General features: G+C 66.7%; 22 protein-coding genes and 1 tRNA gene. 12 read left to right on the top strand and 11 right to left on the bottom strand.

Annotation, left to right across the window (positions count from 1 at the left end):
* Window positions 1-78: 78 nt before the first annotated feature.
* From NFC98_RS04070 to NFC98_RS04040, 7 genes are all read right to left on the bottom strand, one after another.
* Window positions 79-846 (bottom strand): terminase small subunit, encoded by a 768-nt coding sequence (locus tag NFC98_RS04070; protein WP_254276863.1) that lies wholly within the window; start codon window positions 844-846, stop codon window positions 79-81.
* Window positions 847-1,745: 899 nt separating this feature from the next.
* The gene (locus NFC98_RS04065; RefSeq protein ID WP_254276862.1) at window positions 1,746-2,111 is read right to left on the bottom strand and encodes a hypothetical protein; all 366 of its coding nucleotides are present in this window, start codon (window positions 2,109-2,111) and stop codon (window positions 1,746-1,748) included.
* Window positions 2,112-2,658: 547 nt separating this feature from the next.
* On the bottom strand, window positions 2,659-3,372 hold the full coding sequence (locus NFC98_RS04060; protein ID WP_254276861.1) for a KilA-N domain-containing protein: 714 nt from the start codon (window positions 3,370-3,372) through the stop codon (window positions 2,659-2,661).
* Window positions 3,369-3,593 carry an AlpA family transcriptional regulator gene (locus NFC98_RS04055; protein ID WP_254276860.1) on the bottom strand — a complete coding sequence of 75 codons (225 nt, stop codon included), beginning with the start codon at window positions 3,591-3,593 and terminating at the stop codon, window positions 3,369-3,371. The genes NFC98_RS04060 and NFC98_RS04055 overlap by 4 nt, the downstream gene beginning before the upstream one ends.
* A gap of 108 nt (window positions 3,594-3,701) precedes the next feature.
* Window positions 3,702-4,352, bottom strand: coding sequence for a hypothetical protein (locus tag NFC98_RS04050; RefSeq protein ID WP_254276859.1), 651 nt, complete (start codon window positions 4,350-4,352; stop codon window positions 3,702-3,704).
* A 107-nt stretch (window positions 4,353-4,459) separates the two neighbouring features.
* Window positions 4,460-5,689, bottom strand: coding sequence for an integrase arm-type DNA-binding domain-containing protein (locus NFC98_RS04045; protein WP_254276858.1), 1,230 nt, complete (start codon window positions 5,687-5,689; stop codon window positions 4,460-4,462).
* A 164-nt stretch (window positions 5,690-5,853) separates the two neighbouring features.
* Window positions 5,854-5,930 (bottom strand) — tRNA-Ile (locus NFC98_RS04040).
* A gap of 216 nt (window positions 5,931-6,146) precedes the next feature.
* On the opposite strand from NFC98_RS04040, the gene NFC98_RS04035 reads away from it, so the two are divergent.
* Window positions 6,147-6,719 carry a hypothetical protein gene (locus NFC98_RS04035; RefSeq protein ID WP_254276857.1) on the top strand — a complete coding sequence of 191 codons (573 nt, stop codon included), beginning with the start codon at window positions 6,147-6,149 and terminating at the stop codon, window positions 6,717-6,719.
* Window positions 6,720-6,723: 4 nt separating this feature from the next.
* Here the strand turns inward: NFC98_RS04035 and NFC98_RS04030 are convergent, their stop codons facing one another.
* Both NFC98_RS04030 and NFC98_RS04025 read right to left on the bottom strand, forming a co-directional pair.
* Window positions 6,724-7,998, bottom strand: a complete 1,275-nt coding sequence (locus NFC98_RS04030) for a serine hydrolase (protein WP_254276856.1) — start codon at window positions 7,996-7,998, stop codon at window positions 6,724-6,726.
* Window positions 7,999-8,188: 190 nt separating this feature from the next.
* A complete protein-coding gene (locus NFC98_RS04025) occupies window positions 8,189-10,009 on the bottom strand; it encodes an ABC transporter ATP-binding protein (protein WP_254276855.1) in 1,821 nt (606 codons plus the stop codon).
* Window positions 10,010-10,207: 198 nt separating this feature from the next.
* Between NFC98_RS04025 and NFC98_RS04020 the strand changes: the two genes are divergently transcribed.
* From NFC98_RS04020 to NFC98_RS03995, 6 genes are all read left to right on the top strand, one after another.
* On the top strand, window positions 10,208-12,385 hold the full coding sequence (locus tag NFC98_RS04020; RefSeq protein ID WP_254276854.1) for a TonB-dependent receptor: 2,178 nt from the start codon (window positions 10,208-10,210) through the stop codon (window positions 12,383-12,385).
* A gap of 179 nt (window positions 12,386-12,564) precedes the next feature.
* Entirely contained in the window at window positions 12,565-13,479 is a 915-nt protein-coding gene (locus tag NFC98_RS04015) for a LysR family transcriptional regulator (RefSeq protein ID WP_254276853.1), read from the top strand.
* A gap of 70 nt (window positions 13,480-13,549) precedes the next feature.
* Window positions 13,550-14,425, top strand: coding sequence for an AEC family transporter (locus NFC98_RS04010; RefSeq protein WP_254276852.1), 876 nt, complete (start codon window positions 13,550-13,552; stop codon window positions 14,423-14,425).
* 96 nt (window positions 14,426-14,521) lie between these two features.
* On the top strand, window positions 14,522-15,685 hold the full coding sequence (locus NFC98_RS04005; RefSeq protein ID WP_254276851.1) for a PQQ-dependent sugar dehydrogenase: 1,164 nt from the start codon (window positions 14,522-14,524) through the stop codon (window positions 15,683-15,685).
* Window positions 15,685-17,172, top strand: coding sequence for a sensor histidine kinase (locus tag NFC98_RS04000; RefSeq protein WP_254276850.1), 1,488 nt, complete (start codon window positions 15,685-15,687; stop codon window positions 17,170-17,172). Before NFC98_RS04005 ends, NFC98_RS04000 begins: the two co-directional genes overlap by 1 nt.
* A complete protein-coding gene (locus NFC98_RS03995) occupies window positions 17,169-18,572 on the top strand; it encodes a sigma-54 dependent transcriptional regulator (RefSeq protein ID WP_254276849.1) in 1,404 nt (467 codons plus the stop codon). The genes NFC98_RS04000 and NFC98_RS03995 overlap by 4 nt, the downstream gene beginning before the upstream one ends.
* A 207-nt stretch (window positions 18,573-18,779) precedes the next feature.
* Here NFC98_RS03995 and NFC98_RS03990 read toward each other — a convergent pair whose 3' ends face one another.
* Together NFC98_RS03990 and NFC98_RS03985 are read right to left on the bottom strand one after the other, a co-directional pair.
* Complete coding sequence (locus NFC98_RS03990) at window positions 18,780-19,154, bottom strand: hypothetical protein (RefSeq protein WP_254276848.1); 375 nt, start codon at window positions 19,152-19,154, stop codon at window positions 18,780-18,782.
* Window positions 19,155-19,259: 105 nt separating this feature from the next.
* Window positions 19,260-19,592, bottom strand: a complete 333-nt coding sequence (locus NFC98_RS03985; protein ID WP_254276847.1) for a hypothetical protein — start codon at window positions 19,590-19,592, stop codon at window positions 19,260-19,262.
* 353 nt (window positions 19,593-19,945) lie between these two features.
* Here NFC98_RS03985 and NFC98_RS03980 point away from each other — a divergent pair, with 353 nt between their 5' ends.
* The 5 genes from NFC98_RS03980 to NFC98_RS03960 all read left to right on the top strand — a co-directional run bounded on the left by NFC98_RS03980 (window position 19,946) and on the right by NFC98_RS03960 (window position 25,378).
* On the top strand, window positions 19,946-21,196 hold the full coding sequence (locus NFC98_RS03980; protein WP_254276846.1) for a glycine betaine/L-proline ABC transporter ATP-binding protein: 1,251 nt from the start codon (window positions 19,946-19,948) through the stop codon (window positions 21,194-21,196).
* A gap of 5 nt (window positions 21,197-21,201) precedes the next feature.
* A complete protein-coding gene (locus tag NFC98_RS03975; protein ID WP_254277778.1) occupies window positions 21,202-22,035 on the top strand; it encodes a proline/glycine betaine ABC transporter permease in 834 nt (277 codons plus the stop codon).
* A 77-nt stretch (window positions 22,036-22,112) separates the two neighbouring features.
* Window positions 22,113-22,985 carry a glycine betaine ABC transporter substrate-binding protein gene (locus NFC98_RS03970; protein WP_254276845.1) on the top strand — a complete coding sequence of 291 codons (873 nt, stop codon included), beginning with the start codon at window positions 22,113-22,115 and terminating at the stop codon, window positions 22,983-22,985.
* A 258-nt stretch (window positions 22,986-23,243) separates the two neighbouring features.
* Window positions 23,244-23,669 (top strand): universal stress protein, encoded by a 426-nt coding sequence (locus tag NFC98_RS03965; RefSeq protein ID WP_254276844.1) that lies wholly within the window; start codon window positions 23,244-23,246, stop codon window positions 23,667-23,669.
* Window positions 23,670-23,719: 50 nt separating this feature from the next.
* Window positions 23,720-25,378, top strand: coding sequence for a BCCT family transporter (locus NFC98_RS03960; protein WP_254276843.1), 1,659 nt, complete (start codon window positions 23,720-23,722; stop codon window positions 25,376-25,378).
* Window positions 25,379-25,407 lie beyond the last annotated feature (29 nt).

The raw sequence follows: 25,407 nt of genomic DNA, 5'->3' as shown, positions 1-25,407 counted from the left end.
GTACCTACGCCCCAGCGACGATACGGCCAAGCAGGCTTCCCTTCGCGGCTGAGGCTCCAAGGGGATGCCCGTGATTCTTCACTCCACCGGCCTCAGGGTCTGCCCCTCTCGGCGCTCAGGATCGCAAATTGCACGAACCAAAGCCGCGAGGGGATTTTCTTCCTGCACGCTAAGGTTCACCTTGCTGTCGAACATGCCCAGGTACCTGGCGACGTTCTCCAGTGCCTTGAGCTGGTCCTGTAGCTTGATGTCAACGCCGTCCCGGGACTGCCTGAGCCCGGCATACAGGGTGAGCCCCTGAGGACTCAGGCGTCGAGTGTCGGCGATGAAGACGCTGGCCTCGCCTTCGCCGTCACATTTCAGGCACTCGGGATGCGGGTCGGCGCTGCGTAGAAAACCGTACCCTCCATCGTTGCCGGGCAGTTGGCGCGGTGGACTGGCGTTTTCGGCCTGGGCACAGGCATTAAGCCACTCCTCCTCGTCGATCCATTGAAAACGGTGATCCGTGCCGTAGCAGTAACGGCACGCACAGCGCCGGTGCTGCACAAGCTCGTTAACGTCGGCGGTGGCGATATCCATCCAGCGTTTGACCACGGTCTCGGCGTCGACAGACAGTTTTTGGGCGATCTCGGCCTGGCGCGCACGGATATAGGCGTCGACCTTGGGATTTCCGACAATCTCGCAACCTGAGCGATATGGATCCTTGGCCTTGCCGCCAGCACGCCGATAAGCGGGTCCAGCCTTCCCATCGATCAAGTACTCATCGGCGACGCGCTTCTGGAAATCGGTGAGGCCATTCTCGTTTTTTTTCGTGGGGTTGGATGCTCTCTTTGCAGGCTCCATCATGTTTATGTCCTCCATCAGGCTTAAGTGGCGCCGAGCCTGTCTTAGAGCAGGGCGCACAGGTTGGATAATCGAATTTGCACGTAAGTCGCCATCTGACCGTGCAGGCCCTCCCCGATCACCTCAAGTAATGCCAGACAGCCCAGCAGGGCCTCCTCGTCGGACGAGCTCTGAGGAGTAGCAGCACCTCCTCGACTTCAGAGGTCTCGGCTCTCAGGGTTCGTTGAGAGCCGCCAGATTTCGGTGATGGTGGAGACTGCAGCACCCGGCAAGCCTGTCGAAGCATGTGGAAAGCCTGGGTCTCGGTACTGCCTCCTGGCTTCCTCGCCATCGGCAACGGGCTTTTTTTGCCAGGATAAGTACCAGCCACCACAGCGACCGCAGGCACCGCACCGCTCGTACTTCAACTCCATGCCGGTTCTGCGCTCTGACACCCGTACCGTGTGCCCACCACACGGACAACCCTTCACGTCGGCACCAGCGTGTAGGTTTTTCGGGCTACGTCATGCTCCAGAACGACAAATCCAAGCTCTATCAGTGCGATTGTCCCGTCTATGGCCTCCGGCATGGATATGCCTCGCCCGACACCAGCACGTCTGAGGATTGAGGCCACGATGTCACGTAGTGCTTGCTGTGCATCCGGTGACAACTCATCCACTTTCGATGGAGCGCGTGATGATTTCCACCCTTTTTGCCCCTTCATGATCAAACACATAACCCCGTCCCCCCTTGGTAACTTATCTGTGTGCTCCTCAGGTACACCGAGAAATCGAAATTCTGGGCTTCACGGTGCTCCTCAGGTACACAGTGAAGCGCATTTTCAAGTATGATCCCTGGGTCTCGGAGCTCCTCAGGTACACCGACAGTGACCCTCAGGCACACCGAAAAATCGAAATCCGACCTCATGCCCTCCACCTCATGAAATCCTTTGTCGCAGTAGCTCCGTCACGGTTATCGAGCGGCTCGTTGGTAAGCGCGTAGACGGTCGCGTGCCGCGTCTTCCGGTTGAACCCGCCCTTCTCGATGATGCAGATGAACCCGCGGTCTAGCAGCTCCGCGAGTGCTTGCTCCGCAAGCTTCCGACCGACGCCAAGCCGGCTCATTGCCTCGCGAATGCTCATGTGGATGCGGTTGGAGCCACCGTCGAATAACGCACGGAACTCTACCAATAGGGCTCTGGATGCTGGGCCCAAGGACCGGTATGCAGGGGACTCTAGCTCATGCCTGTAGAGCCGAACGTGGGCCTCTGCGCGTCGTCCTTTGGGCATCAGATGCCCTCCCTGACGTCTTCATCGACTAGGCGATGACGATGAATCCATTTACCTGGGCGCCCTGGCCAAGAATTCCGCTCTGAGGCGATCAAGAAGCCGTCCTGACGCAGCTCCCGCACCGCAGCAGGGGTATGTGCTATGTACACCTCAGCGGCGCTCCACGGCTCTTCTCGAAGGGATGCCAGGACGCGGCCTGCATGAGTGGCAGCATCGATCTGAGGAGTAACTCGTGAACTGGCCTGGGTCTTCATCCCGGGCGTTCTCATGATGCTCATGGTCATTGTCTCCCCATCTCTCTCTGACCTTTTCGACGGGGGTGGTGCCGGGTCAGCCAGCGCCAGCAAGTGGCCAGGACGAGGGCAGCTTCATACATGGCGGCCCCCCTTCTTGGCGAACTCCTCGTGCAGGGGCTTCAGGCACCGGCGGTCAGCCTTTCCAACCCCCTCGCCAGGCGCGAGCATCCGGGCTAACTCAGGGCCGGCGTCCGGAGCGGACGCGGTATGGTAGATGGCTGACAAGATGTCGAAAGTGCTGCGTGACAAGATCATGCCGCCTCCCCAACAACGCGCGTTGCCTTGCGGCGCTGGTAGATCTCGGCAAGCCGCCCCTGACGCTCCTTGAAGCTCAGGCCAGCCGCCACCAGGCCGGCATCGATGTGCTGCAGGTAGGCTATGGCCTCCACCTCGTCCGGCTTGATGTGGTCGCGGATGCTGGCGCCCGGCAGCAGGCCGTGCTGCTCCCGGCACTTCTTGGCACTGCAGCCGAGGACAATCCGGTTAATCAGATCGTGCTCATTGGAGAACACGTAGGGCTTGGTTTCTTTCCCCTCGGCCTTCCTGGCCTCTTTCAGGGCGTCGGCCAGGAAAGGCGCCTCAAGGCGGGCACGCTGACGGGCTGCCACGAACCAAGCTTCGTGCCGGGCGCTCTCAAGCTGAGCTTGACGGGCGGTTTGGAATGCCATGTACACCTCCACCTCGAACATCGGATCGATCCACGCGGCATAGCGGGTGCACACAAGTTCGACACCATAGGTGCCCTGCCCTTTGCCGCCTCGGATGGTCACGACCGATGCAATTTTCGTTGCATCGCTCAGGGCGCTTAAGAAGGCCTGCACATTTCCGGATTGGAGGAACGCACCAGGGCGCTGGCTCTTGGTCGCTTTACCGGAGGCCATGGCCGCATTGTGCAAGTCGTTGAGGTTGTACCGCCCGTGCTCGTCCCGTCGGATACGGATGGTGTCGAGGTTGGAGGGAGTCATGCCATACCCCCTTGGCCGCGACTGGCCACGATCCGGGCTTCGATCCAGGCATCGACCTCGGCCTCAATCCAAGCGACACAACGCCAGCCAAGCTGGATTGGCCTCGGAAATTCGCCAGCGTGGATGAGCCTGTGCAAGGTGGTATTGGAGATGCCACAACGTCGCAACACCTCAGGGCGCCGGATAAGTACGGGAGGAGGTGTAGTGGTAGCTCTGGCCATGTCTCGGAACCTCTTGGTCTATGAGATATGGCCAAGGCTAGCTGCATAATCAGCAAGGTAATATTGGCTCTACGTACGTGAAAGGGGGGTTTCTTTTGCAGAGGGAAGTCATTTTGAGCTAGGGGTTCTCGGGGCCCCAGGCCTTGATGCATATTTAGGCGCATCCTCCTTTATGTACTCTCTGATTTTCTCCTTCGATGACGGGAGTTTTTTTGCTGATCTTACATTACGATTTATAAGCTTTTCCTTTGCGCGTAAAACTTTTGGGTGAATTATATTGCAAACATCTGAAATTCGAAGCTTTTCCTCCGTGTCATTTTCCCATTCTCTGCTCGCTTCTCGCTGGATCCATGCCCGGAAGTTTTTGGTGAGCTCATCCCTACTCCTGAGGCCGGATTCGCCACGCATTTTTCTCATCTCAAATTCATGGCATCTTTTGAAAACCTCTCGGCTAGGGAGGGTCAGTCTCCCGTAGAGGTACCCGGCTATTAGCAGGCGACGATATTTGATTTCTTCGCTGGCGGAGAGGCCCTCGGTCACTTCAATGGCCAGGCGCTGGCACTCTCTTGCCGTATGAGCCAGCTCAGGAGGCTGGTGGGGCCAGTCTTGTAGGCGCTGAGTTTCCCCAATCACCGTGGCGAGCAGTCTGGGCACGCTGGCGGATTCCAAATCTGAGTGCAGCGACTCAAGTTCGAAAGCGAATGAGCCCAGTCCCTCTTTCGCCAGGATATCTCGTACCGTTATTTCATCATTTTCCATAGCGCTGCTCCTGCACACTAAAGAAGGGATAGCTTCCGGGCATGGTGGAGTGGCCATGCTGCCAACTGGCCCTAGCCGGCCAACGGAGGTGGCCTCTGAAACGCGTCTCAGGCGCGAATTAGCACTACGTTGTCAGCACCTTCGCGCAGTGCATCCAGGTAGTCGGCCCAGCTCTGTAACATCTCCCGGCGCTGCTCCAGGTACTTGGTCCGGTTGTAGGCCCGGCCGTTGGGGTCGCGGACCACGTGGGCCAGTTGCTGCTCAATGTAGTGCTCTGGATAGTTCAGTCGCTCCGCCAGGATGGTCCTGGCCATCGCCCGGAAGCCGTGGGCGGTCATCTTGCCCTTGAAGCCCATACTGTCCAGAGCGCCTTTCAGCGTGTTCTCGCTCATAGGCCGTTTGCTGCTGCGCAGCCCCGGGAAGACGTAGTGACCACGCCCTGTCAGGCCATAGAGGTCGCGCAGAATATCCACCGCCTGGCGGGGTAGCGGCACGATCAGAGGCGGCGATCCCTTGCCAGGCTGGAAAGTCCAGGTGGCCGCCTCCAAGTCCATCGTCTCCCAGGCAGCGTGGCGCAGATCGCCGGGACGAACGAAAACCAGGGACGCCAGCTTCAAAGCGGCAACGGTCACAGGCTGGCCGCGGTAACCGTCGATGGCTCGAAGCAGGGGTGGCAAGTCATCAGGATCGGTGATCGCCGCATAGTGCTTCACATCGGCCTGTCGCAGGGCGCCACGAAGGTCGGCCGCAGGGTCCCGCTCAGCGCGCCCGGTGGTAATTGCGTAGCGGCAAACCTGCCCGACGACGGTCTTGATGCGAATGGCGGTCTCCAGGTGCCCCCGCTTCTCGACCTTGCGTAAGCACTCCAGCAGCTCAGGGGGAGTGATCTGCGCCACGGGGCGGGTGCCAAGGTAGGGAAAGACGTCTCGCTCCAGGCGACGCTTGTTCTTGTTGTAGTGGGATGGCACCACCTCATGCTGGTGAACCTGCTCTAGCCACTCCAGAGCCACGGCACGGAAGGTGTTCGTCGAGGCGGCCTTGCCTTCCAGCTTGGCGATCCGCTTGGCGGTACTGGGGTCAATGCCCTGGGCCAGCTGGCGCTTCGCCTCCTCCCGGGCCACTCGGGCATCAGCCAAGGACGTGGTGGGATGTACACCGATGGCAAGACGCTTCTCCTTGCCGTGAAAGCGGTACTTCAAGCGCCAGTAGTGGCCACCAGCGGGAGTCACCTCGAGGTACAGGCCACCACCATCGGTCAGGCGGTAGGTCTTATCGCGGGGCTTGGCATTGCGAACGGCAGTAGCAGTAAGCTTGTTGGTCTGGCGGGCGTTGGTCATTGGGGGCACCTACTGATCAGCGGGTGGGTCATGCCCCCATATGTGCCCCCTTAGGAGGTGGCATGTCAAGGAATGTTATGGAACGCCTTGGAATGGGAAAAGGGCCTTAAACCCTCTTCTTGTGCGGCTTCTGGCGTTTTCTGAAACGTCCTGAAGTCTTTATGTGGTGGGCCCAGCTGGACTCGAACCAGCGACCAAGGGATTATGAGTCCCCTGCTCTAACCAACTGAGCTATAGGCCCTTTCAGAGGAAGGTGCGCGAGCGCGCCGGCGTATGATAGCGAATGGCGATGAAGGTGGCCATAGCCCGCTCGCCGCTCGCGCCCTCCATGGCACCTTCTCCCTCCGCCGTGGTCTTCCCTGTGCCCTCCCCTTCTGGAGATTCGCCGGTGCCTCTTCGTTCGCTTGCCTACTCGCTTGCTCACCCTCTTTTCCGGTCCTCGGCCCTGGGCGCTGCCGTGGTCGCCCTGCTGTCTGGGCCCCTGGCCGCCCTGCCGGCGGCGGCCGCTGCCTGGGAACTGGACCCCGCCCAGTCGCGGGTCGCCGCTACCGTGGTGCAGATCGCCCCCGAGGGCCCCATTCCCCGCCAGCATGAGGTGCGCCGGCTCAGCGGCACCGCCGAGGCGGACGGCACCCTGGTGCTACCGCTGCGCCTGGCCCAGAGCGACGTGATCGAGCGGATGGGACCGCTGCCGCCCTGGCTCTCGGGGTTCACCGAGCGGCCCATGGCGACCCTCACCACCCGCTTCCCGCCGGCGCGCCTGGACCGGCTGTCGGTGGGCGAGTCGCTGGTGGAGGTGCTCACGCTCTCGGTGCGGACCGGCAACAGCACCCGAACGGAACCCCTGGCGGTGCGCTTCACCCGCGAATCGCCTGAGCGGGTGCGGGTCACCAACGCCGAGCGGGTGGCGCTGGATGGCCGCGAGCTGATGGCCGACCCCACCCTGCGCTCGGTGATGCTGCTGCTCGGATACGAGCAGATCGGCGACGAGGTGCCGGTGAGCCTGGATGCGGTGCTGGTGAAACGCTGATTCGCTACTCCGCCCCTGGCTCACGCCCCATCAGGTACTCGGCCAGCGCCTGATAGGCGGGCAGCGAGGTCGCGTCGTTGGCCGCGTTGCCCGCCACCGGATGGGAGGCGAAACGCACGATCACCATGCGGGCGGTGGGGTCGACGTAGATCGTCTGGCCGTGCACCCCCCGGGCGGCGAAGGCGCCATGCTCGTTGTGCAGCACCCACCACATGCCGCGGTAGCTGCCGCCGGGCAGGTTCGCGTAGCTGGCCTGGGCGAAGGCGTCGCGGTCGCCGCCCTGGCGGATGCGCTCAACCGCCGCCTCGGGAAACAGGCGCTCGCCGTCGAGCTCGCCACCATCCAGCACCAGCTGACCGAGGCGCGCCAGGTCGCGCAGGCCGGCACTCAGCCCGCCGCCGGCAAACGGCGTGCCGATGGCATCCACGGTGAAGTAGGCATCCTGCTCCGCCCCCATGGGCTGCCAGAAGCGCTCGCTGACCAGGTCCGCCACCGAGCGGCCCGCGGTGCGGGCGATGATCCACCCCAGGGCGTCAGAATTCACGGTGCGGTAGCCGAAGGCCTCGCCGTGGGTGCCCTCGGGCTGCACCGTGGCCAGGAACTCGTAGTAGCTGCGCGGTCCTTCGTAGTCGTCGGGCTTGGGCAGCGGGCTTGCCGCCGCGTTGTAGTTCCAGATTTCCGCCTCGGGGTCGGCGTAGTCCTCGCTGAAGTCGAGACCGGTGGTCATCTCCATGACCTGCTGCACGGTCGCGTTGCCGAAGGCGCTCGCCTCAAGCTCCGGCAGGATCTCCGCCACCCGGGCCGTCTCGTCCAGCGCCCCTTCGGCCACCAGGATCTCGGCCAGGAGTCCGGTCACCGACTTGGTCACCGACATGGCGCCATGCACGCCGGCCTCGTCCAGGCAGCCCGCATAGCGCTCATGGACCACCCGCCCGTCATGCAGCACCAGAAGGCCGTCGGTGTAGTTGGCGTCAAAGGCTGCCTCCCAGGTCATCGGCTCGCCGCCCCCCAGCGGGGTGAAGGTGACCGCGTCGATATTCGGGTCCAGGGCATAGGGCAATGATCGCGGCGCCTCGAGGCCACGGCTCACCCGCCGTGTCGGCAGCAGCTCCCGAAAATGACACACCGTCCAGCGCAGCTTGGGAAAGCCGAAGTAGTCGCTGTCGGGCTGGCCGATGATCTTCTCGGGCGGCGGCGGGAAGCCCTGCATCCAGCCCAGCGCCACCGGATTGGACTCCGCCGCTGTGAGCAGCGGTTCGGCCGCCGCCGGCAGTGCCATGCCCGCCGTCGCGAGGGCGGCGACCAGCGCCCGGCGCCCTCGCCGCGCAGGCCGCTGACGCCCAGATATTCCAGACCCCGCGATCGCTGACATGACTCTCGCTCCTGTCTCGAGGTGGTGGAGCGAGTCTTGACCAGAACGGGGCCACGAGCAACGCCGCCACGATGAAGAGAATCGCCCAGGCAGCACCTCAGCCGAGCGGCTCGCCTTCCATCAGCGCTCCGGTCTGCACTCGCCACTGGGCGGCGTAGCGGCCATCGGCCTCGAGCAGCTGCGCGTGAGTGCCGCGCTCCACCACCTTGCCGCCCTCGATCACCACGATCTCGTCGGCGTGGACGATGGTGGAGAGGCGGTGGGCGATCATGATCACGGTGCGGCCGTGACCGATGCGCCGCAGGGAGCGCTGGATGGCGGCCTCGGTCTCGTTGTCCACGGCGCTGGTGGCCTCGTCCAACACCAGGATGGGCGGGTCCTTGAGCAGCGCCCGGGCCAGCGAGAGCCGCTGGCGCTGGCCGCCGGAGAGGCGAATGCCCCGCTCCCCCACCGGGGTGTCGAGGCTCTGGGGCAGCGCCTGGATGAAGGCCCACGCCTCGGCGGTCTTTGCCGCCTCGATGATCTCGACCTCCGCGGCCTCGGGCTTGCCATAGGCGATATTGTCGCGAATCGAGCCCTCGAACAGGTAGACGTCCTGGCTGACCAGGCCGATGGCGCCGCGCAGGGAGGCGAGGCTCACTGCGTCGATGGGATGGCCGTCGATCCGCACCCGACCGGCGCTGGGGTCGTAGAAGCGCAGCAGCAGCTTGATCAGGGTCGACTTGCCGGAGCCGGTGGCGCCCACCAGCGCCAGGGTGTGGCCGGCGGGCACGTGCAGGCTGACGTCTTCGACGCCCACCTCGCTTGCCGCATAGCGAAAGCTCACCCCCTCGAAGCTCACCGCGCCGTGCACGGGCTCGGCCAGCGGCGTGGTGGCGTTATCGCGCACGGTGATCGGCACCGCCAGCAGGTCGAGGATGCGCCGGGTGCTGGCCATGGCGCGCTCGAAGAGGTCGATCACCTCGGCCAGCCCGGTGAGCGGCCAGAGCAGGCGCTGGGTGAGGAACACCAGCACCCCGTAGGCGCCCACGTTGAGGTCGCCGCGTAGGGCGAGCATACCGCCCACGGTGAAGGTGGCCAGGAAGCCCGCGAGGATCGCCATACGGATCACCGGGATGAAGGCCGAGCTGACCCGGATCGCCCGGCGGTTGGCCTCCACGTAGGCCTCGCTCACCTCGCGCAACCGCGCCGCCTCCCGGGCTTCGCTGGTGAAGCTCTTGATGGTGGCGATGCCGGCCAGGTTGTTGGAAAGCCGGCTGGCGAGATCCCCCACCTTCTCGCGCACGTCGGCATAGAGCGGCCCCGCCTTGCGCTGGAAGAAGAAGGCGCCCCAGATGATCAGCGGGATGGGGGTGAAGGCGAGCAGCGCGATCAGCGGCGAGATCACGAAGAACACCGCGCCCACCGCCACCACGGTGACGCCCACCTGGATCAGCGAGTTGGCACCGCCGTCGAGGAAGCGCTCCAGCTGGTTGACGTCGTCGTTCATGGTGGCGACCAGCTGCCCCGAGCTCTTCGACTCGAAGTAGGCCATGTCGAGGCGCTGGGCGTGCTCGTAGGTGTCCAGCCGCATGTCGGCCTGGAGCCGCTGGGCCAGGTTGCGCCACAGGATCTTGTAGAGGTACTCGAAGATCGATTCACCGGCCCAGATGAAGAAGGTGAGCACGGCCAGCATCAGGATCTGTTCCTGCGCCGACTCGAAGCCCAGCCGCGCCACGAAGCTGCGCTCCTGGTTCACCACCACGTCGATGGCAACGCCGATCAGGATCTCCGGGGCGATATCGAAGAGCTTGTTGATGATCGAGCAGCTGGTAGCGGCGATGATGCGCCGCCGGTAGCCGCGGGCATAGCGCAGCAGGCGCACCAGCGCCTGGAAGCTGTTGGGCGAGGCGGCCGTGGGGGAGGCAGGGGTCGTCATGGGGGTTCCTTGTGCTTAGCTCGCGAAGCATAGCCGAGGGCGCCCGCCCCCGGCCAATGTCCCCCCCGGCGGCCGGGAGGAGCCGCGGTGTTGCAGGTTCGGCAACGCGTTGTTGCGTGCCCGGGGCTGTTCGGCGGGGAACTTGCCCGCCTAGAATCCTCGCCGCAACTGAGAATCACACTCATTCAAGAGGATAACATGTCGCCTGCTCGCCAGCCCCGCCCCGCTCATCCCCTTCGGCCGAACGCCGTGGCCAGCGCCATCGCCCTGGCCACCGTTGCCGCCCTCCCCGCCTATCCCCCCACGGCCCAGGCCGAGGAGAGCTCGCGCCTGGACAATATCGTGGTCACCGCGGCCGGCTTCGAGCAGGCCATGGCCGAGGCGCCGGCCAGCATCTCGGTGGTCACCCGCGAGGCGCTGGAGCAGAAGCGGGTCAGCAGCATTGCCGATGCCCTGCGCGACGTGGAGGGCGTCGACGTGGGCGGCCAGGCGGGCAAGACCGGCGGGCGCAACATCAGCATCCGCGGGATGCCCAGCGACTATACCCTGATCCTGATCGACGGACGCCGCCAGAACACCGCCGGCAGCGTGACGCCCAACGGCTTCGGCGAGACCGCCACCAGCTTCTTCCCGCCGGTCTCGGCCATCGAGCGTATCGAAGTGATCCGCGGGCCCATGTCGACCCTCTACGGCTCCGATGCCATGGGCGGGGTGATCAATATCATCACCCGCAAGGTCGGCGACGAGTGGAGCGGGTCGGTGCAGGCCGAAGGCACCTTCAACGAGCACGACGCATTCGGCGACAGCCGCGAGACCAGCGTCTATGCCACCGGCCCCCTGATCGAGGAGACCCTGGGGCTGCAGGTGCGCGGCCGCTTATTTGAACGCGACGCCTCCCGCCTCACCTATACCGAGACGGATGGCACCGAGGTGCCGGTCAGCCAGCGCGGGCCGAGCCCCGTCGAGGGAGACATCTACAGCCTGGGCGCCAGGCTGACCCTGACCCCGCACCGGGATCACGAGCTGTGGCTGGATGGCGAGACCAGCCGGCAGCGCTTCGACAACGACGACTGCCAGCTGGGTACCCTGGACGGCCGCGACCGCCGCTGCGCGCCCGACCCCGGCGCGGCCAACGGCTATGCCGACGAGCTGCGCTTCGAGCGTGACCAGGTCGCCATCGGCCATACCGGGCGCTTCGCCGCGGGCACCCTGGAATCGAGCCTGATGCGCAACACCACCGAAACGGTGGGACGCACCATCCCCGGCACCCTGGGGCAGCCCTATGCCGGCTTCCCCGGCATCGTGGGCGGCGATGATCGCGAGCTGGAAACCACCAATACCGTGCTCGACAGCAAGTTCATCCTTCCCCTGGGCGACCATATGGCGACGATCGGCGGCCAGTGGATGGACTCGGCGCTCACCGACGGCCTCGCCACCGAGGCGTTCTCGCAGACCACCTGGGCCCTGTTCGCCGAGGACGAGTGGTGGCTGGCCGAGGACTGGGCGCTGACCCTGGGCGGCCGCTACGACCACCACGACGCCTTCGGCAGCCAGTTCAGCCCGCGCGGCTACCTGGTGTGGAGCGCCAGCGACGACTGGACCCTGAAGGGCGGCGTCAGCCGCGGCTACCGGACACCGACGCTCAACGACCTGCATGACGGCATCAACGGGGTGACCGGCCAGGGCACCATCCTGACCATCGGCAACCCCGACCTGAAACCGGAAACCAGCACCAGCAGCGAGCTCGGCGCCCAGTACGACAACGGCGGGGGCTTCATGGCCAGCGCGACGCTGTTCCACAACCGCTTCGACGACAAGATCGCCGCCGGCCCGGACATCGTGGTGAGCGGCGACCCGCGGATTCCCGATGGCGTCTACGCCCAGGACATCAACATCGACGAGGCCGAGACCCGGGGCATCGAGCTCGCCACCCGCATCCAGCTCTCGGAGCGCGTCAACCTGAGCGCCAACTACACCTGGACCGACAGCGAGCAGAAAAGCGGCGCCCAGCGAGGCGAGCCGCTGACCGACACCCCGGAGCACGCCGTCAACGGCACCCTGCGCTGGCAGGCCACGGACCGCCTCAGCACCTGGCTCGCCGGCGAGTACCGCAGCGAGCGCTATCGCGACCGCGAGCGGGTACGCGGCGCGGCGTCCTACGCCGACCTGGGCGACTTCTCCTCCTATGCGCTGTTCCATCTGGGCGGCAGCTATCGGGTTTCCGACGCCTTCACGGTCAGCGCCACGCTCCAGAACCTGTTCGACAAGGATTTCGTCGACTACCGCGCCTATGATGGGGGCGCCAGCTACGGCAACGTCTACGCCAACAGCGAGGAGGGCCGCCGGCTGTGGCTCTCCGCCCGCTACGCGTTCTGAGACTGGCGCCGTCGCCCGACGGCCCCGTTCGTTCCCGCGCCTTCGCCCCGGCACCGCACCGCCGGGGCGTTTGCCTGCCGGAGGAAGTCATGAGGCGCAGCATCAAATGCCAATGATTTTCATCCGTATTATTAGCTGGCATACTGCCGAGCCAAGGACACCTGCCACCGGTCGCTGCCATGCACGACTTCGACGAACTCAACGCCTTCGCTGCCGTCATGGCATCGGGCAGCCTGACCCGCAGCGCCCGCGAGCTGGGGCTGGCCAAGTCGACCCTGAGCCGGCGCATCAGCCAGCTGGAGGGCCGGCTGGGGCAGCCGCTGCTGCGTCGCCAGGCCAACCGGCTGATTCCCACCGATGCCGGCCTGGTGTTCCATGACTACTGCCGGGACCTGCTGGCCCTGGCGGAGCGCAGCCGGGCGGCCCTGGACGCGCTGCGCGAGGACGTCAGCGGCGAGCTCTCCCTCGAGGGGCACTGCGCCCTGGCGCGCTGCTGGCTGGCGCCGGTGGTCACCGATTTCATGACGCGACACCCGGACGTGGAGCTGACCCTGCGCACACGGGAGACCTGGCCCGAGTCGCCGGACAGACATGGCGTGCATGTCTGGCTGGGCGCGGTGCCTGACATCGGGCTGCGCCAGGAGCCACTGGGCGTCCTCACCCGTGGCCTCTATGCCCACCCCGACTACCTGGCATGCCATGGCACGCCCCGACACCCCCGGGAGCTGGCCCACCACGCCTGGATCGACCTGCTGGGCAACAGCCGGGAGGGGCTGAGGCTTAGCCATCCCGAGGCGGGCGGCTTCGACTTCCAGCCCCCTCGATCGCGGCTGCGCGTCGACCTGCCGGTGCTGCACCTGGACGCCATCGCCCGCGGCCAGGGGCTCGGCGTCCTGCCCCACTGGCTCGCCGAACGACGCGAGGCGGCCCATCCCGGCCAGCTGGTCCGCTGCCTGCCCGAATGGCAGCCCGCGCCGCTCCCGGTCTCCCTGCTCTACGCCTTCGGCCACCAGCCGCGGCGGGTCACCGCCCTGCTCGACTGCCTGCGCCGGGCGGTCCCCGAAGCGTGGCGGGTGCCGGCCCGGGCTGCCTGAGCCCCTGGCGCTTGCCAGCCTGTCCGTCAATTCAGGACAATGGCGCGCCGCGTCCCACAAGGAAGACCCGATGATCGCCGAACTCTTCGCCGTGATGGCGCCGGTGCTGGCCGGCGCCGGCCTGGGCTATACCTGGATCCGCCTGGGCCATCCCTACCCGGTGGAGTTCGTCACCCGGCTGGTCTTCAACATCGGCACGCCGGCGCTGGTGCTCGCCTCGCTCTCCGGCGCCGACATCGACGCCGGCAGCTTCGGCCGAACCATGCTGGCCACCGCCCTGGTGATCACCGTGATGGCCGGCATGGCCTTCGTGCTGGCCCGGGTGCTGCGCCGCGACTGGCGGGTGCTGCTGGCCCCCACCATGTACCCCAATACCGGCAACATGGGCCTGCCGGTGGTGCTCTACGCCTTCGGCAGCACCGGCTTCGTGTTCGGCATCACGGTGATGGTCACCGTAGCGCTGTTCCAGTTCACCGTGGGCTCGATCATGGCCAGCCGGGGCAACCCGCTGAAGACCCTGGTGAAGACGCCCACGGTCTACGCCATCCTTATCTCGCTGGCGCTGCTGCTCACCGACACCGACCTGCCGCTGTGGCTCGACAACAGCGTCGACCTGATCTCCGGCTTCACTGTGCCACTGATGCTGATCACCCTGGGGGTCTCGCTGGCCAGCATCCAGGTGAGAAGCCTGAAGTCCGGCATCGGCTTCAGCCTGCTGCGCATCCCCCTGGCCGCCGGGGTCGCCTGGGGCATCGGCACCCTGCTGGCCCTGCCGCCGCTGGCGCTGAGCATCCTGGTGCTGCAGATGAGCATGCCGGTGGCGGTGTTCAACTACCTGTTCGCCCAGAAGGCCGGACGCGAGCCGGAGTACACCGCCAGCCTGGTGTTCTGCTCCACGCTGCTCTCGCTGCTCTACCTGCCGATCCTGCTGGCCCTGCTGATGTAGCCATCGGGCGACAGGGAACGCCCCGCCCCCCTCGGAGTCCCTAGCTGTTGCAAGGCCCATCGCGGGAACCCGATACCGACAAGGGGGGAGAACGGAATGCCTGCCAACCTCATGAGACTGCCCGCCGCGCTGCTGCTGGGCGGCCTGGTGGTCGGCGGCCAGGCGCTGGCCGCCGAGACCCTGCCCGAAATAATCGTCGAGCGGATCGATACCGAGCACCACGACCTGCGCCTGGAGCGCATCGCCTCCGGCCTGGAGCACCCCTGGGCGGTGGCCCCGCTGCCCGACGGCCGCTTCCTGGTCAGCGAGCGCCCCGGGCGCCTGGCGCTGATCGACGCGGCCGGCGAGGTCACCCACCTGGACGGCGTGCCCGACGTCAGCGCCAACGGCCAGGGCGGCCTGCTCGACGTGGTGCTGCATCCCGGCTATGGCCAGGGGGACGGCGAGCACGACTGGCTCTACGTCACCTGGAGCCAGGCCGGCAGCGGCGGCACCGCCACAACCCTCTCCCGGGCGCGGCTCGACGGTGATGCCCTGGTGGACCTAGAAACGCTCTTCGTCCAGGACCGCTTCTCCGCCCCCGGGCGCCACTACGGCTCGCGGCTCGCCTGGCTCCCCGACGGCACCCTGCTGATGAGCATCGGCGACCGCGGCCGCCAGCCGCCCCGCGCCCAGGACCGCGGCGACCACGCCGGCAGCGTGCTGCGCCTCACCGAGACTGGCGGGGTGCCCGACGACAACCCCTTCGTCGACGATGACGGCGCCCTGGACGAGCTCTACAGCCGCGGCAACCGCAACATCCAGGGCATGACCGTGGCCGCCGACGGCCGCGCCTGGGCCACCGAGCACGGCCCCCTGGGCGGTGACGAGCTCAACCTCATCGAGGCCGGCGAGAACTACGGCTGGCCGGAGGTGAGCCTGGGCGTGGACTACTCGACCCGCCGGCCCATCGGCGAGGAGTCGCTGCCCGGCATGCGCGATGCCGTCCACGTCTTCGACGGCCGCTTCGCCCCCTCGGGGCTGGCGGAGGTACAGAGCGAGCAGTTCCCCGCCTGGCAGGGCGACCTGCTGGCCGGCGGCCTGCGCAGCGAACTGCTCCGGCGCCTGACCCTCGACGGTGACCGGGTGGTCGGCAACGAGGTGATCCTCGACGGCGAGATCGGCCGCATCCGCGACGTCCGCCAGGGCCGCGACGGCGCCGTCTACCTGCTCGACGATGCGCCCCGGGGCAGCCTCTACCGGCTGGTACCCATCGACTGATGCGGCTGCGCAACTCGATCATCCTGACCGTGCTGGTGCCGCTATTCCTGATCCTGGTGGTCTTCAGCCTGGTGGCGATCAAGTCGCTGGAGGAGAACGTACGCTCCAAGCTGCAGACCGAGGTGCAGATCATCACCCATGCCATCGGCACCTCGCTGGGGCATGCCATGGCCGGGGCCACCCCCGAGCCGATGCAGGAGACGCTGCACTCCGCCTTCTCCTTCCACCGCATCTACGGCGCCTACGTCTTCGCTCCCGATGGCGAGGAGATCTACGGCCTGGGGCTCGGCGAGGCGCTGTTCGAGCCCGAGGACATTCGCGCCGTAGTCGAGGAGGGCGAGCTGACCGGCGACTACCGCCAGCACGACGGCTGGACCTACTACTCGGCGCTGATGCCGCTGACCACGCCGGAGGGCGAGGTGCGCGGGGTGCTGCAGGTCAACCGGCTCAATACCGGCATCGAGAACTACACCGGCTTCATCAGCCTGGTCGCCGGCGGGGTCTTCGTGATCGGCGCGGGGGGCATCGTGTTCAGCATCTGGTGGGGGTTCCGGCGGCATATCGAGCGGCCGCTCAACCGCCTGCTGGAGGTGATGGCGCGGGTCGAGGGCGGCGACCGCCGCCAGCGCGCCGCGGTCGGCGGGCCCCAGGAGTACCGTCGCCTGGCCTCGGCCCTCAACGGCATGCTCGATGCCATGGCCGAGAAGGACGCCGACATCGAGATCCGCCGACTCAACGAGATCGCCCTGGAGAAGCGGCTGCGCAAGTCCCACAAGCTGGCCGAGCTGGGCGTACTGGCGGCCGGGGTGGCCCACGAGATCGGCGCGCCGCTGACCGTGATCAACGGCCAGGCCCAGCGCCTGGCGCGCCGCGAGGTGATCGGCGACGACGAACGGGCCCGCCTCGGCCGCATCCGCAGCGAGGTGGAGCGCATCGTCGAGATCGTGCGCCAGCTGATGGAGCTGGGCCGGCGACACAACGTCGAGAAGGAGTGGCTGGCCCTGGATGAGCTGGCGGCCTCGGCCGTCGCGCTGGTCGAGGAGGCGCTTGAGCGGCGGGGCATGCGCCTGGAGCTGGACCTGCCCGACCCGCCGCCCCGGCTGCTGGCCAACGGGCAGCAGCTGACCCAGGTGCTGACCAACCTGCTGGTCAACGCCACCCAGGCCGAGACGGTTCGCCGGATCCGCCTGCAAGCTCGCCAGGAGGAGAGTCGGCTGCACCTGTGGTTCGAGGATGACGGTCCCGGCATCGCCGAGGCCGACAAGGCCCGGGTGTTCGACCCCTTCTTCACCACCAAGCCGGTGGGCCAGGGCAGCGGCCTCGGCCTCTCCATGGTTCACCGCATCATCAATGACCACGGCGGGACCATCGGCGTCTTCGACAGTGCGCTCGGCGGCGCCGGCTTCGAGATCGTCCTGCCCCTCGATGACCGCCTCCAGGACGAGACGGCATCCCACGACACCGACCCGAGAGGACGCACCACGTGACCCGGAAGGACCCCGCTCTCCCCTGCCCCATCCTGATCGTCGAGGACGACCCGGCCATCCTCGAGCTGCTCGAGGAGGAGCTCCAGGAGGCCGGCCATGACACCCTGGGCGTCGGCAGCGCCGAGGAGGCCATCGCCACCCTGAGCCACAGCGAGGTGGCGATGGTGATCAGCGACGTCCGCCTGCCCGGCATGAGCGGCATGCAACTGTTGGAGCAGCTGCGCGCCGAGGGCAGCACGGTGGGCTTCATCGTCATCACCGCCTTCGGCACCATCGACCAGGCCGTGGAGGCACTGAAGATCGGCGCCGACGACTTCCTGACCAAGCCGCTGGACCTGGAGAACGTCCACGAGGCGGTCTACCGCTTGCGGGAACACCGCCGCCTGGCCGCGCGCTTCCAGCCGGCGTCGCCACCCGGCCACTTCCACGGGATCATCGGCGAGAGCGAGGCGATGCAGTCGCTGTTCCACGATGCGGCCCGCCTGGCCAGGAGCGATGCCCCGATCCTGGTGCTCGGCGAGAGCGGCACGGGCAAGGAGCTGCTGGCCCGGGCCATCCACGCCGAGAGCCCGCGGGCCGAGGGTCCCTTCGTGGCGATCAACTGCGCCAGCATCCCGGCCGAGCTGATGGAGAGCGAGTTCTTCGGCCATATGAAGGGCGCCTTCACCGGGGCCAGCGACTCCCGCGACGGGCTCTTCCAGTCCGCCCGCGGCGGCAGCCTGTTCCTCGACGAGATCGGCGAGATGTCACCGGGGCTCCAGGCCAAGCTCTTGCGTGCCCTGCAGGAGAAGACGGTGCGCCCGGTGGGGGCGGAGCGCGAGGAGCCGGTGGACGTGCGGATCATCGCCGCCACCCACCGCGACCTGGAGCAGGAGATCGAGGCCGGCAACTTCCGCAGCGACCTGTTCTACCGGCTGGAGACCTTCTCGCTGCGCATCCCGCCGCTGCGCGAGCGCGAAGGCGACCTCGAGCGGCTGGTCACCGCCCTGATCGACAAGCATGCCGGCGCCCAGGAGAAGCGCCTGGAGCGCATCGAGCCCGCCGCCCTCCAGGCGCTGCTGGCCTACTCCTACCCGGGTAACGTCCGCGAACTGGAGAATGCCATCATGCGCGCGGTGACGCTGGCCGAGGCCGGCGAGATCCGCCATGCCGACCTGCCGGAGCGCATCCGCGGGCATGCGGCGGAGCGGCGACGCGACACCGGCGAGGCGCTGGCCGGCCAGCTGGTGGCCAGTGCCCCGGCCCAGGCCTGGCCGAGCCTCGAGGACGTGGAGAAGCGCTATATCCGCAAGGTGCTAGAGGCCACCGGGGGCAACAAGCGGCGCACCGCCGACATCCTGGGCATCGCCCGGCGCACCCTCTACCGCCGCCTCGAGGAGGGCGAGCCCGGCGAACCGTGAAGGCTTGGGGCTTGGGGCTTGGGGCTTGGGAGAGTGGCGCGAGAGAACGGCGCGATGGGCAGCCGCTCAGAAAAACGCCCTTGCCGAGGGCAAGGGCGGAAGGGGCGTCAAACGGCCGGCGAAGGCTGAGGGGGATAGCGGTGGGATCGCCGGCCGCGCCATGCGACGCCAGGGGAACATCAAGAAGCACCAACGCTCACCGGAAGCTTACCAGCTGCTGTCCTGGCCCTCGGGCTCCTCGTCGAGCATCGGGTCCTGGGACGGGTCGGTCTGGGTCTCGCCGCTAGGCATCGGCTCGGTGCCGCCGCCGAAGCCGGGCTCATCGGCCGGGGCGCCGGGGTCTGCCGGGGCGCCGGGCTCCGCCGGGTTGGCCGGGGCCGCGGGGTCGGCCATGGGATCGCTGGCGGCCGGGTCTGCCGGCGCGGCCGGATCGGCCGGGGCCGCGGGGTCGCCCGGCTGGGTGGTGGCGGCCGGGTCCTGGGCCTGCGGGTCATGCATGTCGGCAACGGCCAGCGGGCCGGTCACGAGGCCAAAGGCCACGCCGAGAATGCCGAGTGCCTTGAGGGATTCCTGGGTCTTCATCCTGCACCTCCATTTCGCGGGATATCGCGGTTGTGGCGAGTGATTGACCGCCTCCGATGGCGGTCGTGGACAAGAACGAGTCGGCTCATCGGTTGGGCGAGCCGGTCACAGGCTGCCGGCTTCCTCGTCCTCCATCATCGGTTCCTGGTCGGCCATGGGGTCTTCCATCGGGTCGTCTCCCATGCCGCCGCCTTCCATACCACCCTCATCCATCGGGGCCGACTCCATCGCGGGGGCCTGGTCCATGGCGGGGTCATCTCCCATCGGCGGCTCCTGGGCCGGTTCCTCCATCGGGGCCTGCTGCTCCATGGGAGGCGGCTCGTCGTCGTTGCCGCACCCGGCCAGCGCCAGGCTACCCAGCGTCATCGCGGTGATCGCCGCCAGGGCGCTCAGCCGACGCCGCTTGCCTTGACGATGATTCAACGGGTCTTGGCTCATTCGGGATTTCCCTCCCTCCATGTGGTGTCACCTAGTGCAAGCAGGCACCGTGCCAGCCATGCCACGATAGATATAAATAAATATATATCAATAGCTTGCAACCAAATCCCGGACGCCGTCCATCCCCCTGCGAGCCCGGCCGGGGGTGGTGAAAAATGGCACATGGGAACGCCCTGACACACCCGGTGCCACCGGCAGCGACCCGTCCGTTAAGTTGAATGATCATTCAAGAATCCGTAGGGTAGGTAACCTTTCGCACCCGTCAGCGCTGCCGCCTGCCAGGCTTGGTGCGGCAGCGCATCGCACACGGCGCCTCCTGCGTCGCGCCAGGGGCTGACAGAAAGGCATCGCCAATGAACGAGAACCGAAACGTCAAGATTCGGGTTCGCAACCTGAGCAAGGTCTTCGGCAGCCACCCGAAGAAGGCGCTCGAACTGCGCAACCAGGGCCTCAAGCGCCCGGAGATCTTCGAGAAGACCGGTCAGACACTGGGCCTCTCCCACATCGACTTCGACGTCTACGAGGGGGAACTGCTGGTGATCATGGGCCTGTCGGGTTCGGGGAAGTCGACCCTGATCCGCTGCCTCAACCGGCTGATCGAACCGACCGAGGGGGAGATCGTCATCGACGGCGAGGACATCCCGACGCTCGACACCAAGGCGCTGCTCGAGTGCCGCCGCCGCCACTTCTCCATGGTGTTCCAGAACTTCGCCCTCTTCCCCCATCGCACCGTGCAGCAGAACGCCGAGTTCGGCCTGGAGATCCGTGGCGTTCCCACCGAGGAGCGCGGCGAGACCGCCCGCCATGCCCTGAAGCAGGTCGGCCTGGAGGGCTGGGAGGACGCCTACCCCAACCAGCTCTCCGGCGGCATGCAGCAGCGCGTCGGCCTGGCCCGGGCGCTGGCCAACGATGCCAGCGTGCTGCTGATGGACGAGGCCTTCTCGGCCCTGGATCCGCTGATCCGCGGCGACATGCAGCAGGAGCTGCTCGAGCTGCAGAACCGCATGCAGAAGACCACCGTCTTCATCACCCACGATCTGGACGAGGCGCTGACCATCGGCGACCGCATCATCCTGCTCAAGGATGGCGAGATCGTGCAGATCGGCACCCCCGAGGAGATCCTCACTCGCCCCGCCGATGACTATGTCCGTCGCTTCATCGAGGGGGTCGACAAGTCCCGCATCCTCACCGCCGAGCACGCCATGCGTCCGGTGCGGGCCACCGCCCGGGAGGGCGATGGTCCGCGCACCGTGCTGCGCCGCATGCACGAGCACAACCTGGACTCCATCTACGTCACCGGCCGCGACCGCCGCCTCCACGGGCTGCTCGAGGTGGACGCCGCCCAGCAGGCCGCCCAGCAGGGGCAGGACACCATCCGCGAGGCCATGACCCAGGACTTCCGCCGCGTGACGCCGGACGAGCCGCTGCACAATCTCTTCGCGATGTTCAGCGAGAAGGGCTTTCCCATCGCAGTGGTGGACGACGACCAGCGGCTGCTGGGCGTGGTGGTCAAGGGCGCCGTCCTCGATGAGCTGGCCCAGGCCGCCGACGTGGCCACGACGGCAGACGCCGACAACGACACCGCAGCGGCAGGAGAACAGTAATGGCGATCGAATTTCCGCGCATTCCGCTGGGCCAGTGGATCGAGGGTGGCCTCGACTGGCTGACCAGCGAGTACTCCGTGGTGACCCGCGGCATCTCCCGGGTCACCCAGACCGGTATCGACGGGCTCAACGACGCCCTGATGTGGCTGCCCGAGTGGGGCCTGATGGCGATCCTGGCCGCGGTCTGCTGGAAGGTGGCCAACCTGCGCCTGGCCATCGGGGCCGTGGCCGGCCTGGCGGTGATCTGGAACCTCGGGCTGTGGAACCCGATGATCGAGACCCTGACGCTGGTGGTGATCGCCACCCTGGTGGCGGTGACCATCGCCATCCCGGTGGGCATCGCCGCGGCGCTCTCCGAGCGGCTCTACCGCGGCATCATGCCGGTGCTCGACTTCATGCAGACCATGCCGGCCTTCGTCTACCTGATACCGGCGATCCCGTTCTTCGGCATCGGCTCGGTCTCGGCGATCTTCGCCACGGTGATCTTCTCCATGCCACCGGCGATCCGCTTCACCACCCTGGGCATCCGCCAGGTGCCGGTCGAACTGATCGAGGCCGCCGACGCCTACGGCGCCACGCGCCGCCAGAAGCTGCTCAAGGTGCAGCTGCCGATGTCGCTGCCCACGGTGATGGCCGGCATCAACCAGACCATCATGCTGGCCCTCTCCATGGTGGTGATCGCCGCCATGATCGGCGCCGATGGCCTGGGCAGCGAGGTGTGGCGCGCCATCCAGCGGCTGCGCCCGGGCGACGGCTTCGAGGCTGGCATCGCCGTGGTGATCCTGGCCATGCTGCTCGACCGCCTGACCCAGTCACTCCGCAAGCAGCGCAAGTCCTGAGCGTTGAGCGCCGGCCTTGAAACCACCGGTCGCTACCCTCAGGGTAATAAGTTGAACATCAAGAGAAGGGGAACTCGATGAAGAAGCACCCGCTGAACCGTCGCATCCGTCTCGCCGGCCTGGCACTGGCCACCGGCGCCGCCCTCACCGCCGGCGCCGCCCAGGCGCAGGACAAGGGCACCGTTCACCTGGCCTACGTGGAGTGGTCCTCCGAGGTCGCCTCCACCAACGTGGTCCGCGCCGTGCTCGAACAGGCCGGCTACGAGGTCGACATGACCTCGCTCTCCGCCGCCGCCATGTGGCAGGCCATGGGCAGCGGCGATGCCGACGCCATCGTCGCCGCCTGGCTGCCCACCACCCACGCCGACTACCTCGACCGCGTCAGCGACGACGTCGAGGACCTGGGCGTCAACCTGGACGGCACCAAGCTCGGCCTGGTGGTTCCCGACTACGTCGAGGCCGACTCCATCACCGACCTCAATGACCATGCCGATGCCTTCAACGGCGAGATCATCGGCATCGACCCCGGTGCCGGCCTGATGAGCCTGACCGAGGAGGTCGTCGACACCTACGGCCTCGACCTGCGCCTGCGCAGCGGCAGCGATGCCACCATGGTCGCGGCGCTGGCCAGCGCCATCGACAACGAGGAGCCCATCGTCGTCACCAGCTGGACGCCCCACTGGATGTTCGCCCGCTGGGATCTCAAGTACCTCGAGGATCCGGAGGGCGTCTACGGCGGTGCTGAGCAGATTCACACCATCGTGCGTCAGGGCCTGGCCGACGACATGCCGGAGGCCTACGCTATCCTCGACGCCTTCGAGTGGACCCCGGAGCAGATGGGCGAGGTGATGCTGATGAACCAGGAAGACGGCGCCGACCCCTACGAGAACGCCAAGCAGTGGGTCGAGGAGAACCCGGACGTCGTGGCGTCCTGGCTCGGCGAGAGCTGAGGTCCATAACGGCCCGCGCGGGCCGGTGAGCAGGGGGAGGCACTCTCGGGTGCCTCCCCCTTTGCATGGTCTCGCCGCCGCCCCGGGATCGTGCCGCAACGCCAGGACCAGAGAGGGAATTCGCCACTCGCGCTCAAGCCTCGTACAATTATGGTACAAGTATCGTGAAGGGTCGTTGAATCCTCTTTCCCGAGAGGGACTACGCTTCACTACGCGACCTTTGCGCCGCATCATCGCAGCCAAGAGGGAAACGACGTCATGTACAGCAAGATCATGGTGCCGATCGACCTGGCACACATCCAGTTGATCGAGCCCACCCTGCAGACGGTGGCGGACCTGGCGCAGCACTACAACGCCGAGGTGTGCTACGTCGGGGTGACCGCCAATACCCCGGGCAGCGTGGCCCGCACCCCCCAGGAGTTCAGTCAGAAGCTCGAGGCCTTCGCCCAGGAGCGGGCCAAGGTCCATGGCCAGCCGGTCAGCACCCACACCATCGTCAGCCCTGATCCCATCGCCGACCTGGACGATGACCTGATCCGGGCGATCAGGGACGTGGGTGCCGACCTGGTGGTCATGCCGACCCATCCACCGAAGCATATCGACGTGATCATGCCGTCCCACGGCGGCAAGGTGGCCACCCACACCGACGTCTCGGTGTTCCTGGTGCGCCCGTCCAAGGGGTAGACCGCCCCCCCGGATCCACATTACGACGCTACGCAAGGGAGAGAGCCACCATGGCCAATGACGAGAACGCCAACGAGAAGCCACAGGCTTCCGAAGGCATTCCCGCCCCGGAGGGGGCCGCCAACCTGATCGACACGGACTACGTGATCGGCCAGGACAACATCACCGCTTCACCCCTGGGGATCGACGTGGACCTGCACGGCAAGGTCTTCATGTTCTCCTCGATCGTGATCCTGCTGTTCGTGATCCTGACGCTGGCCCTGCAGGATCAGATGGAACCGATCTTCAACAGCATGTTCAGCTTCCTCACCACCAACCTGGGGTGGGTGTTCCTGCTGGGCGCCAACGTCTTCGTGCTGCTGGCGCTGGTGCTGATCTTCACCCCCCTGGGCCGCGTACGTATCGGCGGCGCCGACGCCACGCCGGACTTCGGCTACGCCGGCTGGTTCGCCATGCTGTTCGCCGCCGGCATGGGCATCGGCCTGATGTTCTACGGGGTGTCGGAGCCGCTGGGCCACTACGGCACCGCCCTAGGGGGGATCTCCCTGGGCGAGGATGGCCTGCGCACCGACTGGGCCCCGCTGGGCGGTGCCGAGGGTGACCAGGCCGGCGCCATCTCGTTGAGCATGGCCGCCACCATCTTCCACTGGGGCCTGCACCCCTGGGGCGCCTATGCCATCGTCGGCCTGTCGCTGGCGATCTTCGCCTTCAACAAGGGCCTGCCGCTGACCATGCGCTCGATCTTCTACCCGATCCTGGGCGAGCGCGTGTGGGGCTGGCCGGGGCATGTGATCGACATCCTGGCGGTGTTCGCCACCCTGTTCGGCCTGACCACCTCGCTGGGTATCGGCGCCACCCAGGCGGCCGGCGGCCTCAACTACCTGTTCGGCATTCCCTCGGGCGATGCCACGCTGGTGCTGCTGATTCTGGGTATCACCCTCGTGGCCCTGGGCTCGATCATGCTCGGCGTCGACAAGGGTGTGCAGCGCCTGTCGCAGATCAACATGAGCCTCGCCGCCCTGCTGCTGCTGTTCGTGATCCTGGTCGGCCCGACGCTGATGATCGCCACCGGGGTGGTCGAGAACCTGATCGGCTACGTGACCCACCTGCCGGCGCTCTCCATGCCCTTCGGGCGCGAGGACGCCAACTTCAGCCAGGGCTGGACGGCCTTCTACTGGGCCTGGTGGATCGCCTGGTCCCCCTTCGTCGGCATGTTCATCGCCCGGGTCAGCCGCGGCCGCACCGTGCGCGAGTTCCTGATCTCGGTGCTGTTGATCCCCACCCTGGCCTCGGTGGTGTGGATGACCGCCTTCGGCACCACCGCCATCGATCAGGTGATCAATGACGGCATCACCGAGGTGCAGGACGCCGCCCTGGAGCTGCAGCTCTTCACCATGCTGGAGTACCTGCCGCTGACCGCCATCACCTCCTTCGTCGGCATCGTGCTGGTGGTGGTGTTCTTCATCACCTCGTCGGATTCCGGCTCGCTGGTGATCGACTCCATCACCGCCGGCGGCAAGGTCGACGCCCCCAAGCCCCAGCGCGTGTTCTGGGCGCTGATCGAGGGGGCCCTGGCCATCGCCCTGCTGCTGGGCGGCGGCCTTGCCGCCCTGCAGACGGCGGCGCTGACCACCGGCCTGCCCTTCACCCTGGTGCTGCTGGTGGGCTGCTACGCCATCATCAAGGGGCTGATGAGCGAACCTCGCTGATCCCGGTTCCTCGACGTTCCACAAGGGCG

The sequence above is a fragment of the Halomonas sp. 3H genome (assembly GCF_024206005.1).
Classification (GTDB): domain Bacteria; phylum Pseudomonadota; class Gammaproteobacteria; order Pseudomonadales; family Halomonadaceae; genus Halomonas; species Halomonas campaniensis.
This window is presented reverse-complemented; position numbering and strand designations above follow the sequence as displayed.

Excerpts from the sequence above, each read along its gene's own strand:
- NFC98_RS04020 (WP_254276854.1), top strand. The coding sequence starts at position 10,208 with ATGTCGCCTGCTCGCCAGCCCCGCCCCGCTCATCCCCTTCGGCCGAAC.
- NFC98_RS04005 (WP_254276851.1), top strand. The coding sequence starts at position 14,522 with ATGCCTGCCAACCTCATGAGACTGCCCGCCGCGCTGCTGCTGGGCGGC.
- NFC98_RS04050 (WP_254276859.1), bottom strand. The coding sequence starts at position 4,352 with ATGGAAAATGATGAAATAACGGTACGAGATATCCTGGCGAAAGAGGGA.
- NFC98_RS03970 (WP_254276845.1), top strand. The coding sequence starts at position 22,113 with ATGAAGAAGCACCCGCTGAACCGTCGCATCCGTCTCGCCGGCCTGGCA.
- NFC98_RS04065 (WP_254276862.1), bottom strand. The coding sequence starts at position 2,111 with ATGCCCAAAGGACGACGCGCAGAGGCCCACGTTCGGCTCTACAGGCAT.
- NFC98_RS03980 (WP_254276846.1), top strand. The coding sequence starts at position 19,946 with ATGAACGAGAACCGAAACGTCAAGATTCGGGTTCGCAACCTGAGCAAG.
- NFC98_RS04010 (WP_254276852.1), top strand. The coding sequence starts at position 13,550 with ATGATCGCCGAACTCTTCGCCGTGATGGCGCCGGTGCTGGCCGGCGCC.
- NFC98_RS04025 (WP_254276855.1), bottom strand. The coding sequence starts at position 10,009 with ATGACGACCCCTGCCTCCCCCACGGCCGCCTCGCCCAACAGCTTCCAG.
- NFC98_RS03990 (WP_254276848.1), bottom strand. The coding sequence starts at position 19,154 with ATGAAGACCCAGGAATCCCTCAAGGCACTCGGCATTCTCGGCGTGGCC.
- NFC98_RS04000 (WP_254276850.1), top strand. The coding sequence starts at position 15,685 with ATGCGGCTGCGCAACTCGATCATCCTGACCGTGCTGGTGCCGCTATTC.
- NFC98_RS04055 (WP_254276860.1), bottom strand. The coding sequence starts at position 3,593 with ATGGCCAGAGCTACCACTACACCTCCTCCCGTACTTATCCGGCGCCCT.
- NFC98_RS04045 (WP_254276858.1), bottom strand. The coding sequence starts at position 5,689 with ATGACCAACGCCCGCCAGACCAACAAGCTTACTGCTACTGCCGTTCGC.
- NFC98_RS03960 (WP_254276843.1), top strand. The coding sequence starts at position 23,720 with ATGGCCAATGACGAGAACGCCAACGAGAAGCCACAGGCTTCCGAAGGC.
- NFC98_RS03985 (WP_254276847.1), bottom strand. The coding sequence starts at position 19,592 with ATGAGCCAAGACCCGTTGAATCATCGTCAAGGCAAGCGGCGTCGGCTG.
- NFC98_RS04060 (WP_254276861.1), bottom strand. The coding sequence starts at position 3,372 with ATGACTCCCTCCAACCTCGACACCATCCGTATCCGACGGGACGAGCAC.
- NFC98_RS04015 (WP_254276853.1), top strand. The coding sequence starts at position 12,565 with ATGCACGACTTCGACGAACTCAACGCCTTCGCTGCCGTCATGGCATCG.
- NFC98_RS04070 (WP_254276863.1), bottom strand. The coding sequence starts at position 846 with ATGATGGAGCCTGCAAAGAGAGCATCCAACCCCACGAAAAAAAACGAG.
- NFC98_RS03965 (WP_254276844.1), top strand. The coding sequence starts at position 23,244 with ATGTACAGCAAGATCATGGTGCCGATCGACCTGGCACACATCCAGTTG.
- NFC98_RS04030 (WP_254276856.1), bottom strand. The coding sequence starts at position 7,998 with ATGGCACTGCCGGCGGCGGCCGAACCGCTGCTCACAGCGGCGGAGTCC.